Origin of the sequence: Pseudomonas sp. Sample_24 (genome assembly GCF_004307605.1) — a bacterium.
In the GTDB taxonomy this organism is placed as follows: domain Bacteria; phylum Pseudomonadota; class Gammaproteobacteria; order Pseudomonadales; family Pseudomonadaceae; genus Aquipseudomonas.
In genome coordinates this window covers 1-11,175 of sequence record NZ_RCNW01000354.1, presented here as the reverse complement: position 1 = coordinate 11,175, position 11,175 = coordinate 1, and the positions used below count along the sequence as shown (strand labels likewise).

At 60.2% G+C, this 11,175-nt stretch carries 12 protein-coding genes and 1 pseudogene; 8 read left to right on the top strand and 5 right to left on the bottom strand.

Features of this window, described 5'->3' with window-relative positions; genetic code table 11:
- From pstA to D8V06_RS20370, 5 genes are all read left to right on the top strand, one after another.
- Window positions 1–789: phosphate ABC transporter permease PstA (gene pstA / locus D8V06_RS20390; RefSeq protein ID WP_130931676.1), on the top strand; the 789-nt coding region annotated here is incomplete at its 5' end.
- Window positions 790–945: 156 nt separating this feature from the next.
- The gene (pstB, locus tag D8V06_RS20385; RefSeq protein ID WP_020797931.1) at window positions 946–1,779 is read left to right on the top strand and encodes a phosphate ABC transporter ATP-binding protein PstB; all 834 of its coding nucleotides are present in this window, start codon (window positions 946–948) and stop codon (window positions 1,777–1,779) included.
- Between the two features lie 72 nt (window positions 1,780–1,851).
- Window positions 1,852–2,613, top strand: coding sequence for a phosphate signaling complex protein PhoU (gene phoU, locus D8V06_RS20380; RefSeq protein WP_008150055.1), 762 nt, complete (start codon window positions 1,852–1,854; stop codon window positions 2,611–2,613).
- A gap of 167 nt (window positions 2,614–2,780) precedes the next feature.
- A complete protein-coding gene (locus D8V06_RS20375) occupies window positions 2,781–3,704 on the top strand; it encodes a response regulator (protein WP_130903514.1) in 924 nt (307 codons plus the stop codon).
- Between the two features lie 223 nt (window positions 3,705–3,927).
- Entirely contained in the window at window positions 3,928–4,848 is a 921-nt protein-coding gene (locus D8V06_RS20370; protein WP_130931675.1) for a peptidoglycan DD-metalloendopeptidase family protein, read from the top strand.
- A gap of 65 nt (window positions 4,849–4,913) precedes the next feature.
- Here the strand turns inward: D8V06_RS20370 and D8V06_RS20365 are convergent, their stop codons facing one another.
- The 3 genes from D8V06_RS20365 to phoB all read right to left on the bottom strand — a co-directional run bounded on the left by D8V06_RS20365 (window position 4,914) and on the right by phoB (window position 8,458).
- Complete coding sequence (locus D8V06_RS20365; RefSeq protein ID WP_130931674.1) at window positions 4,914–6,254, bottom strand: hemolysin family protein; 1,341 nt, start codon at window positions 6,252–6,254, stop codon at window positions 4,914–4,916.
- A 122-nt stretch (window positions 6,255–6,376) separates the two neighbouring features.
- Window positions 6,377–7,663 carry a phosphate regulon sensor histidine kinase PhoR gene (phoR, locus tag D8V06_RS20360; protein ID WP_236708451.1) on the bottom strand — a complete coding sequence of 429 codons (1,287 nt, stop codon included), beginning with the start codon at window positions 7,661–7,663 and terminating at the stop codon, window positions 6,377–6,379.
- A gap of 105 nt (window positions 7,664–7,768) precedes the next feature.
- Window positions 7,769–8,458 (bottom strand): phosphate regulon transcriptional regulator PhoB, encoded by a 690-nt coding sequence (gene phoB / locus D8V06_RS20355; RefSeq protein WP_034149326.1) that lies wholly within the window; start codon window positions 8,456–8,458, stop codon window positions 7,769–7,771.
- A gap of 152 nt (window positions 8,459–8,610) precedes the next feature.
- Between phoB and D8V06_RS20350 the strand changes: the two genes are divergently transcribed.
- The gene (locus D8V06_RS20350; protein WP_130903516.1) at window positions 8,611–8,997 is read left to right on the top strand and encodes a hypothetical protein; all 387 of its coding nucleotides are present in this window, start codon (window positions 8,611–8,613) and stop codon (window positions 8,995–8,997) included.
- A 104-nt stretch (window positions 8,998–9,101) separates the two neighbouring features.
- Here D8V06_RS20350 and ubiA read toward each other — a convergent pair whose 3' ends face one another.
- Window positions 9,102–9,992, bottom strand: coding sequence for a 4-hydroxybenzoate octaprenyltransferase (gene ubiA / locus D8V06_RS20345; RefSeq protein ID WP_056854353.1), 891 nt, complete (start codon window positions 9,990–9,992; stop codon window positions 9,102–9,104).
- The gene (locus tag D8V06_RS20340) at window positions 9,992–10,555 is read right to left on the bottom strand and encodes a chorismate lyase (protein ID WP_130931673.1); all 564 of its coding nucleotides are present in this window, start codon (window positions 10,553–10,555) and stop codon (window positions 9,992–9,994) included. Before D8V06_RS20340 ends, ubiA begins: the two co-directional genes overlap by 1 nt.
- A 199-nt stretch (window positions 10,556–10,754) precedes the next feature.
- On the opposite strand from D8V06_RS20340, the gene D8V06_RS20335 reads away from it, so the two are divergent.
- Both D8V06_RS20335 and D8V06_RS20330 read left to right on the top strand, forming a co-directional pair.
- Window positions 10,755–10,922: a rubredoxin gene (locus D8V06_RS20335; RefSeq protein WP_007954349.1), complete on the top strand. Its 168-nt coding sequence runs from the start codon at window positions 10,755–10,757 to the stop codon at window positions 10,920–10,922.
- Between the two features lie 20 nt (window positions 10,923–10,942).
- Window positions 10,943–11,175: pseudogene (locus D8V06_RS20330) on the top strand (FAD-dependent oxidoreductase); the annotation flags it as partial.

Sequence of the window (11,175 nt, the reverse complement as noted above, 5' to 3'; positions counted from 1 at the left end):
CCGCGTGAAGCGAACACCGAAGGCGGGATTTTCCCGGCGATCTTCGGCACCGTGATGATGACGTTGATCATGGCGATGATCGTCACCCCGTTCGGCGTGCTGGCGGCGGTGTACCTGCGCGAATACGCCAAGCAGAACACCCTGACCCGGGTGATCCGCATCGCGGTGAACAACCTCGCGGGTGTACCGGCCATTGTCTACGGCGTGTTCGGTCTGGGCTTCTTCGTTTATGTACTGGGTGGCTCGCTCGACCGCTTGTTCTTCCCTGAAGCGTTGCCGGCGCCAACCTTCGGTACGCCGGGTCTGCTTTGGGCTTCGTTGACTCTGGCACTGCTGGCGGTGCCGGTGGTGATCGTGGCCACCGAAGAAGGCCTGGCGCGGATTCCTCGCACCGTGCGTGAAGGCTCGTTGGCTCTCGGCGCGACCAAGGCTGAAACCTTGTGGAAGATCGTGCTGCCGATGGCCAGCCCGGCGATGATGACCGGCATGATCCTCGCCGTGGCCCGAGCCGCCGGTGAAGTGGCGCCGCTGATGCTGGTGGGTGTGGTGAAACTGGCGCCGTCGCTTCCGGTGGACGGCAACTACCCGTACCTGCACCTGGACCAGAAGATCATGCACCTGGGCTTCCACATCTATGACGTCGGCTTCCAGAGCCCGAACGTCGAAGCGGCACGACCACTGGTATACGCCACGGCGTTGTTGCTGGTGCTGGTGATCGCGACGTTGAACCTGTCGGCCGTCTATATCCGTAACCACCTGCGCGAAAAATACAAAGCGCTGGATAGCTGATTACTGCCGCTCCCTGTAGGAGCAAGGCTTGCCCGCGATGGCGTTTTCAAAATCGCCATCGCCAGCAAGCTGTGCTCCTACAGGGGGGGTGCTACCGCCAGGCTTTATGCCTGCAGCGGCCAATTGAACCGAATTTGTTAGCACAGGGAGCCTCCCATGCAGCACGAAGCACATACCCACGGCATCAACATGTCGGCCCTGGGTCGCGACAAACAGAGCCTGAGCCTCGAGCAGGAAACCGTAGCCATCGAAGTGCCGGGCCTGAGCCTGTTCTACGGCGACAAACAAGCCTTGTTCGACGTCAGCATGAACATCCCGAAACAGCGCGTGACCGCCTTCATCGGCCCGTCCGGCTGCGGCAAATCCACGCTGCTGCGGACCTTCAACCGCATGAATGACCTGGTCGATGGCTGCCGTGTCGAGGGCGCGATCAACCTTTACGGCAACAACATCTACCGCAAGGGCGAAGACGTCGCCGAACTGCGTCGCCGGGTCGGCATGGTGTTCCAGAAGCCGAATCCGTTCCCGAAAACCATCTACGAGAACGTGGTCTACGGCTTGCGTATCCAGGGTATCAACAAGAAGCGCGTACTCGACGAAGCCGTCGAGTGGGCGTTGAAAGGTGCGGCGCTGTGGGACGAGGTCAAGGACCGCCTGCACGAGTCGGCATTGGGCCTGTCCGGTGGTCAGCAGCAACGTCTGGTCATTGCGCGCACCATCGCCGTGGAGCCGGAAGTGCTGTTGCTCGACGAACCGTGCTCGGCGCTCGACCCGATCTCGACGCTGAAAGTCGAAGAGCTGATTTACGAACTGAAATCGAAGTTCACCATCGTTATCGTCACCCACAACATGCAACAGGCCGCGCGGGTTTCCGACTACACGGCGTTCATGTACATGGGCAAACTGGTGGAATTCGGCGACACCGACACCCTGTTCACCAATCCGGCGAAGAAGCAGACCGAAGACTACATCACCGGTCGTTACGGCTAGCAAGCGGTTGGTTGCTCACTGAACTGACGCTGCGGCCCACCGCACCTTACCGGACGCTCCAAGGACGCCAACATGATTAGTAAAGAAGGCCTTACCCACCACATTTCCGCGCAGTTCAACGCCGAGCTCGAGGAAGTGCGCAGCCACCTCCTGGCCATGGGCGGGCTGGTCGAGAAGCAGGTCAACGACGCGGTGACCGCGCTGATCGAGGCCGACTCCGGCCTGGCCCAGCAGGTTCGCGAGATCGACGACCAGATCAACCAGATGGAACGCAACATCGACGAAGAATGCCTGCGCATTCTGGCCCGTCGCCAGCCGGCGGCCTCGGACTTGCGCCTGATCATCAGCATTTCCAAATCGGTGATCGACCTGGAGCGCATCGGCGACGAAGCGACCAAAATCGCCCGCCGTGCGATTCAGCTGTGCGAAGAAGGTGAAGCGCCGCGCGGTTATGTCGAGGTTCGTCACATCGGCGACCAAGTGCGCAACATGGTGCGTGATGCGCTGGACGCGTTTGCCCGTTTCGACGCCGACCTGGCGTTGTCGGTAGCGCAGTACGACAAGATCATCGACCGCGAATACAAGACCGCCCTGCGTGAACTGGCGACCTACATGATGGAAGACCCGCGCTCTATCTCGCGGGTCTTGAGCATTATCTGGGTGCTGCGTTCGCTGGAGCGGATCGGCGACCACGCGCGCAATATCTCGGAACTGGTGATTTACCTGGTGCGCGGTACCGACGTGCGTCACCTGGGCCTCAAGCGCATGAAAGAAGAAGTTGAAGGAACAAGCGGTGAAACCGCTAATGTTCCGGGCAAAGCTGACGATAAGTAAGGTTGCCCAAGTAAAGCGCCCGGCCTTTTGGCCGGGCGTTTTTGTTTGCGGCCGACGAATTCGAAAAGCAGCACCCGCGAACGAAAAGTGCCGGCGTGACTGAAGGTTTTGGCAATGTGCCATCAGCAAAGCGGTATGCTTGCCGGGATTTTTTAAAGGGGTTATGGATGAGTAAGGTCAGTGTGTTGGTCGTGGACGATGCCTCGTTCATTCGTGACCTGGTGAAGAAATGCCTGCGTAACTATTTCCCGGGCATGCGAATCGAAGACGCGGTCAACGGCAAAAAGGCTCAGGCCATGCTGGCGAAGGAAGCGTTCGACCTGGTCCTGTGCGACTGGGAAATGCCGGAAATGTCCGGCCTGGAACTGCTGACCTGGTGCCGTGAGCAGGACAGCCTCAAAAGCATGCCGTTCGTGATGGTGACCAGTCGCGGCGACAAAGAGAACGTGGTCCAGGCAATCCAGGCCGGCGTGTCCGGATACGTCAGCAAACCGTTCACCAACGAGCAACTGATCACCAAGGTCAAGCAGGCGCTGCACAAGGTCGGCAAGCTCGATGCCTTGATCAACGTTGCAGCGACTAAAACCAGCCCGGCGTTCGGCAATGACTCGCTCAGTGCATTGACTGGCGGCAAACCCGCCGTGGTCGCTCCGGCTGCCGTTGCAACTGCACCTGCGGCCCCGGCACCGTCGCGGGGTGGCTTGCTCAACAGCCCGCCAGTCAAGGCTCCTGTAGCAGCGGCCACCGTGGGTGGAGGACGTGGCCAGGGTCAATTGCGCTTGCCGAACGGCATCCAGCAATGCGTGATCAAGGCACTGAGCCTCAAGGAAGCACTGTTGGTGGTCAAGCGCGCCGAAACCCTGCCGCAAGTCCTCGACAGCGCTGTGCTCGACCTGGAGCAGGGTGACAACGCCGAAACGGCGCGTCTCAATGGCTATCTGCATGCCATCGTCGCTCACGAACAGAAGCCCGACAGCGAGTGGTTGCAACTGACCTTTCGCTTCGTCGACCAGGATGCGCAGAAACTCGACTACATCTCCCGCCTGATAGCCCGTGGCACGGCGCAGAAGCATTTCATTCCCGGCGCTTAAAACTGCGTCACCCGTGAGATTGCCATCGCGAGCAAGTCGAATCGTCGCACCGTCGCTCCCACAGGGACATTGAATACCTTGTGGGAGCGGGCTGCCCGCGATGGGGCCAGAACTGTCACCGCTCATCCTCCCGTAACATCCTTTTCGAAACATCTGTCGACCACGCGGGTCAATTCCGGCTGCTAGGCTCAATCCCAAGCCTTACTCGACAGAACTCCTTCCCATGTTCGCGCGCCTGTTGTTTCTTTGTGGTTTGTCCATGGCCTGCGCTTCATCCATGGCCATGACTATCTACAAGTCCACCGATGCCAATGGCGTGGTCTCTTACAGCGATCGCCCCACGAAAGGCTCAAAGGTATTCGTTTTTCGAGATCGTATGGTCGAGCGCCTGGAGCGTCAGGTGTACTACGTGATCATGAAAAAGGACGGCGTCGACAGCGTGTATGTGCGCAATGACCTGTATGCACCGGTGGAGATCGAATTGAGTTTTGCCGGCGTGAAGAACGTCAGCGGAATTCCAGGTCGATCGATCCGCCGAGTCATTCCACTGCGCACCAGCGTTCGCCTGGCGCAGCTCACGGCGATCCGGGCCGGGAAGCCGCTTGCCTACATTCCCAAGCTCAAATATTCGCTCGGTGACCCGACAGGCACCGCTGTGGGCTATCGGTATCCCTTGCCTTGGCGTGGCGGTCCGTTCCGGATCAGTCAGGGCGCCAACGGCCCCTACAGCCACTTCGGCCCTAAAAGCCGCTACGCCATCGACATTGCCATGCCGGAGGGCACGCCGATCATCGCCGCACGGGGCGGGGTGGTGGTGAAAACCGAGAATGGCCAGAGCGGGCGTGGCACTGATGCTTCCGGCAATTTCGTGCGGGTGCTGCACGATGACGGGACCATGGGTGTGTACCTGCACCTCAAGCAAGGCTCGGTCAGGGTACGAGAGGGGCAGAAGGTGGCGGTAGGCAGTGCACTGGCCCTGTCGGGCAACACCGGCAACAGCACCGGGCCACATTTGCACTTCGTGGTGCAGCGCAATACCGGGATGGGGCTGGTGTCGATTCCGTACCGGTTCAATCAACCGGTGGGGGCGATGCCCAACTTTGCGTTGGGCAGTAGGAGCCGGCTTGCTGGCGATGAACGATAACGCGGTATCACAGGGGCACCGCGGCGTACCCATCGCCAGCAAGCCGGCTCCTACAGGGGCGTGACTTAATCCAGCATCAACACCTTGGCCAGCACGATCTTCGGCCCTTTCATCTTCTTGATGATGATCCGCAAACCTTCGACCTCCAGCACTTCTTCCTCTTCCGGCACCCGCTTCAGGCTTTCGTAGACCAGCCCGGCAAGGGTTTCGGCTTCGACGTGATCCAGATCGATGCCCAGCAGTCGCTCGACCTTGAACAGCGGTGTATCACCGCGCACCAGCAGCTTGCCCGGTTGATAGGCGAGGATGCCACGCTCGGCCTTGCGGTGTTCGTCCTGAATGTCGCCCACCAGCACTTCCAGCACGTCTTCCATGGTCAGGTAGCCGATGATGTTGCCATCGGCCTCTTCGACCACGGCGAAGTGCGAGCCGCCCTTGCGAAACTGTTCCAGCAATTGCGACAGCGGCATGTGCCGGGAAACGCGTTCCAGAGGGCGGGTCAGTTCGGCAAGGTTGAACGACTCGGGAATGTGGTCCAGCGCCGCCAGTTCCAGCAGCAGGTCCTTGATGTGCAGCAGGCCGACGAATTCCTGGCGCTCGCTGTCGTACACCGGGTAGCGGCTGAATTTGTGGCGACGGAACATCGCCAGGATTTCCTTGAGCGGTGCGTTGAACTCCAGGGTCACCAGGTCTTCGCGGGAGTTGGCCCAGTCGACCACTTCCAGCTCGCCCATTTCCACCGCCGAGGCCAATACGCGCATGCCTTGGTCGCTCGGGTCCTGGCCACGGCTGGAGTGCAGGATCAGTTTCAGTTCTTCGCGGCTGTAATGGTGTTCATGGTGCGGGCCGGGTTCACCTTGCCCGGCGATACGCAGAATCGCGTTGGCGCTGGCGTTGAGCAGGTAGATCGCCGGGTACATCGCCCAGTAGAACAGGTACAGCGGCACCGCCGTCCACAGCGACAGCAGCTCGGGTTTGCGGATCGCCCACGACTTGGGCGCCAGCTCGCCGACCACGATGTGCAGGTACGAAATGATGAAGAACGCGGTGAAGAACGACACGCCTTTGATGATCTCGGCCGACTCGACGCCCACGGCGCTCAGCAACGGCTCGAGAATGTGCGCGAACGCCGGCTCGCCCACCCAGCCAAGGCCCAGCGAGGCCAGGGTAATACCCAACTGGCAGGCTGACAGGTAAGCATCGAGCTGACTGTGTACGGTACGCAGAATGTGACCGCGCCAGCCGTGTTGTTCGGCAATGGCCTCGACACGGGTCGAGCGCAATTTGACCATGGCAAATTCCGCCGCAACGAAAAAGCCGTTGAGCAAAACCAGGATCAGAGCAAAAAGAATCATGCCGAAGTCGGCGAAAATTGTAGCGAGGGTCAAGCCAGGGGAAGGGTCCATGATGGAGTTTTGCGGTTTCCGTGAATTCGAAAGGAAAGAAAATGTGTACCTGAATGGCAGGCACAAGTCAGCCAATGTAGCGGCTGACTGGGCGATTGCCTAGTGGCGCGTGCTGGCCGGTATCAGTCGGCGGTGCTGATGACCAGGGATTTGCTGACCTGGGCGGGAGCGAAATGGCAGGTAAAGGTGCTGCCATGGCCCGGCACGCTGCTGATTTCCATGCGCGCCCGATGGCGCAACAGCACGTGCTTGACGATCGCCAGGCCCAACCCGGTGCCACCGGTATTGGAGTTGCGACTGGAGTCGACGCGATAGAAGCGTTCGGTCAGTCGCGGCAGGTGTTTGCTGTCGATGCCGATCCCTGAATCCTGCACGCTCAAATGCGCGCCCTGTTCATCGCCCCACCAGCGAATGCGGATATTGCCTTCGGCCGGGGTGTACTTCACCGCGTTGAACACCAGATTGGAAAACGCGCTGCGCAATTCCGCTTCACTGCCCTTGAGCAGGATGGTCGGGTCGGCCTCCAGAGTGATGTGCTGGTTTTTCTGGCCGGACAGTTGCTGCGCATCGCCCTTGATCGATTGCAGCAAGCCGTCGATGGCCACGGGCTGGTTGTCCGATGGGTAATCGGTGGCTTCCAGTTTGGCCAGCAACAGCAAGTCGTTGAGCAGGGTCTGCATGCGCCCGCCTTGCTGCTGCATCTGCTGCAAGGCGCGGGTCCAGCGCGGGTTCACCTCTTCGGCATTATCGAGCAGGGTTTCCAGATAGCCACAGATCACCGTCAGCGGCGTACGCAGCTCGTGGGATACGTTGGCGATGAAGTCCTTGCGCATCTGTTCCAGCTGATGGATGCGCGTCACGTCGCGCACCAGCATCAAGTGCTCGTTGTTGCCGTAGCGGGTGATGTACAGCTGGATGCGCACGCGGTCATTGGTCGGCGAGGGGATTTCCAGCGGTTCGCTGTAGTTGTCCTGCTCGAAGTATTCCTTGAAGCGCGGATGGCGCACCAGGTTGGTCACCGGCTGGCCACTGTCCTGCGGAGTCTTGAGGCCCAGCAGGGTTTCGGCGGCGCGGTTCCACCATTCCAGGTTGCCGTCGGTGTCGAGCATGATCACCGCGTCTTTCAGCGCGGCGGTGGATTCCTGGACGCGATCGATCACCGCTTGCAGACGCCCGCGTACCCGTTGGTCACGACGTTGCAGGTGGTAGATGCTGTCAAACACTTCGCCCCACAGGCCATAGCCATCGGGTGGCGCCTCATCGGGTTTGTGCAGGCGCAGCCATTCGTGCAGGCGCAGCAGTTGCTTGAGGGTCCAGGCCAGGTAGATGCCCAGGCCTGCGGCGAGGCTCCAGCCGTAGTAGCCGGTGATCAGGCCGATCACCAGGCAGGCGGTGACCAGCAGCAGCATGTGGCGAATCAGGGTGCCATGCCAGTTTTGGTTCACGTGACGCGCGTCCTTGTCAGAAAAGCAGCTTTTAGCTTGTCGCTTGAAGCTTGCAGCTCGTAGCTACCTTCATGCTTTGGTAGAAAAGCGGTATCCGGTGCCGCGCACGGTTTGTACCAGATTTTCGTAGGCATCGCCGAGGGCTTTGCGCAGGCGACGGATGTGCACGTCGACGGTGCGTTCCTCGACATAGACGTTGCCGCCCCAAACCTGATCCAGCAACTGGCCCCGGGTATAGGCGCGTTCCTGGTGGGTCATGAAAAATTGCAGCAGACGGTATTCGGTCGGGCCCATTTCCGCCGGTTTTCCATCGATGGTCACACGGTGGCCGATCGGGTCGAGCAGCAAGCCGCCGACTTCGATCGGCGCTTCGCCATCGGTAGGGCCGGCGCGGCGCAACACGGCTTTGAGTCGCGCGACGAGCTCACGGGGGGAAAACGGTTTGGTGATGTAATCGTCGGCGCCCACTTCCAGGCCCTGGATCTTGTTGTCCTCTTCGCCCTTGGCGGTGAGCATGATGATCGGGATATCCCCGGTCAGTTCGTCGCGCTTGAGGCGGCGGGCCAGCTCGATGCCGGACGTGCCCGGGAGCATCCAGTCGAGCAGGATCAGGTCCGGCTTGCGGTCGACGATAATGGCATGCGCCTGCTGGGAGTTCTCCGCTTCCAGGCAGTCATAGCCGGCCATTTCCAACGCAACGGCGATCATTTCGCGAATGGGCGCTTCGTCGTCGACGATCAGAATGCTCCTGCCAACCATGCCTTAATCCTCTTGTCATTTAACTGTCTTGCGCCGCATTAGATAACGGAATTATTGCAGTCGTGTGACAGTATTTTAGTCGACCGGCGATTGCCATGATCCTGGGCTAAGCTCTAAGTCCGAATCCTGACAACCGCAAAAGGAAGGTTTCCATGAATCACATTGCTCAATCCTGGAAGGCACTGCTGGTTACGGCGGCGCTAACGCTGCCGACGCTGGCCTTGGCCGCCGACCCGGCGATGATGAAAGACGGCATGATGGTCGATCACAATGGCATGACCCTGTACACGTTCGACAAGGACTCGGGCGGCAAGTCGATGTGCAACGACGAGTGCGCGAAGAACTGGCCACCGATGATGGCGCCGGCGGGCGCCACGGCCGAGGGCAAGTGGAGCGTCATCAAGCGAGATGACGGGAAGATGCAGTACGCCTATGACGGCAAGCCGCTTTACACGTTTGTGAAGGACAAGAAGCCGGGAGACATGACGGGCGACAAGATGAAGGACGTGTGGCACGTCGTTCACGAGTCGCAGAAGTAACCGCTCTTCTGCAGGCGCAAGGCTTGCCCGCGATAGCGATCTTGAAGGCGCCATCGCGGGTAAGCCTTGCTCCTGCGTAACGCAGTTCAAAGACAGGCCTTGGGTCAGCGCAACGCGTAATCCAGCACAATCCCGACAAAAATCGCCAACCCTGCCCAATGATTGTGCAAAAACGCCTTGAAACAGCGCATGCGATCCTTGTCGCGGGTGTACCAGAACTCCCAGGCAAAGCAGCCTGCCGCCACCACCAACCCCAGGTGGAACCAGCCGCCGAGTTCGAATCGGGAGCCCGCCAAGAGCAAGCAGGCCAGTGCCAGGCCTTGCAAGGTCAGGATGATCACCCGGTCCGCGTCGCCGAACAGGATGGCCGTGGACTTCACGCCGATCTTCAAGTCGTCATCACGGTCGGTCATCGCGTAATAGGTGTCGTAGCCCACCGTCCATAACAGGTTGGCGATCCACAGCAGCCACGCTGCAGCCGGCAGTTCCCCGGTCTCGGCGGTGAAAGCCATCGGCATGCCCCAGGAAAACGCCGCGCCCAGCACCACTTGCGGGTAATAGGTGTAGCGCTTCATGAACGGGTAGGTGAAGGCCAGCGCCAAACCGCCCAGCGACAACCAGATCGTCGGAGCATTGGTGCACAGCACCAGCAGGAAACTCACGCCCATCAAGAGCGCGAAGAACACCAGCGCCTCTTTCGAGCTGATCTTGCCGCTGGCCAGCGGACGTTGCGCAGTACGTTTGACGTGGCCATCGACCTTGCGGTCGGCCCAATCGTTGATCACGCAGCCGCCGGCGCGGGTCAGCACCACGCCAAGGACGAAAATTACGATGTTGGCCAGCGAAGGCGAGCCCTTACCGGCAATCCACAGCGCCCACAGCGTCGGCCACAGCAGCAGGTAGATGCCGATCGGCTTGTCCATGCGGGTTAGTTGAATGAAGTCCCAGGCCCGAGGGTTCAAGCGATTCAGGGACTTGAGCAGGCTCTGGTACATCAACGGCTCTCCGGTTGGACGCCGGCAGCGTTCCACAGGGACGGAAGGAAAATCTCGGCCACGAGTATGCTCAATGCGCCACGGTCGAAGCGCGAACGGCGGCCCCATAATTCAGGAGCCCGCACTTCGTTCGGCAACCATTCCTGGGGGTAGTGGCAAACCTCGATGGCCTGACGCTGGAACGCTCGGTCACAAAACAGCAATTCGCCCAGGGATCGGCTGCCCAATTCATCCATATGCAAGCCATCGCCCTGCAATGCACTGCGCGACGCCACACTTCGGGCAAACACCAGCGCTTGACCATGACCTCGCAAATACACCTCGCGCACCCAGCCTTCAGTACCTTCGGCAAGGTCCAGCGCGAGGCATTCGTCTGCGCGCAGGGCCTGCCAGCCTTCGAACAGCGGCGTGACGCTGAAGGCATCGTTGGTCAGTTGAACAAGGCGCCTGGTCAGCGAGCCATCATCGAACAACCAGTCGAGGACGGACATGTCGGGCTGAGGCGTCAGCCGGCTTTGGGGGAGCCAGAGTGCGAGCGGGGAGAGGCGTTCTGTGTGTTGCACAATGAGTCATTATTGGCAGCAAAGGAGGCGCCGAGCTTAACATGTCAGCCTGTGAATTTGAGTGATCCGCCCAGCCGTTGCGCCGAACAGGCTTGCATCTGCCCGGCCCCCTCTATACAAAACGCCCTGGGCCGGACGGCAGAGCTGCAAGCATCGACCGTCCGAGCCGGCAAAACGCCTGAACTGAGGAAGTACCTGAATGAAAAAGTGGCAATGTGTGGTCTGCGGCCTGATCTACAACGAAGCCGACGGCTGGCCGGATGACGGCATTGCGCCGGGCACCCTGTGGCAAGACGTGCCGGAAGACTGGCTGTGCCCGGATTGTGGCGTCGGCAAAATGGATTTCGAAATGATCGAAATCAACTAAGACCTTCAGAGGAGTAAGGAATGAACGCACCTGTCGTGATCGTCGGCACTGGCCTGGCGGGCTACAACCTGGCCCGGGAGTTTCGCAAACTCGATAGCGAAACCCCGCTGCTGCTGATTACCGCCGATGACGGGCGCTCCTACTCCAAACCGATGCTCTCCACCGGTTTTGGCAAAAACAAGGACGCCGACGGACTGAGCATGGCCGAACCTGGCGCCATGGCCGAACAGTTGAAGGCCGAAGTGCGCACCCA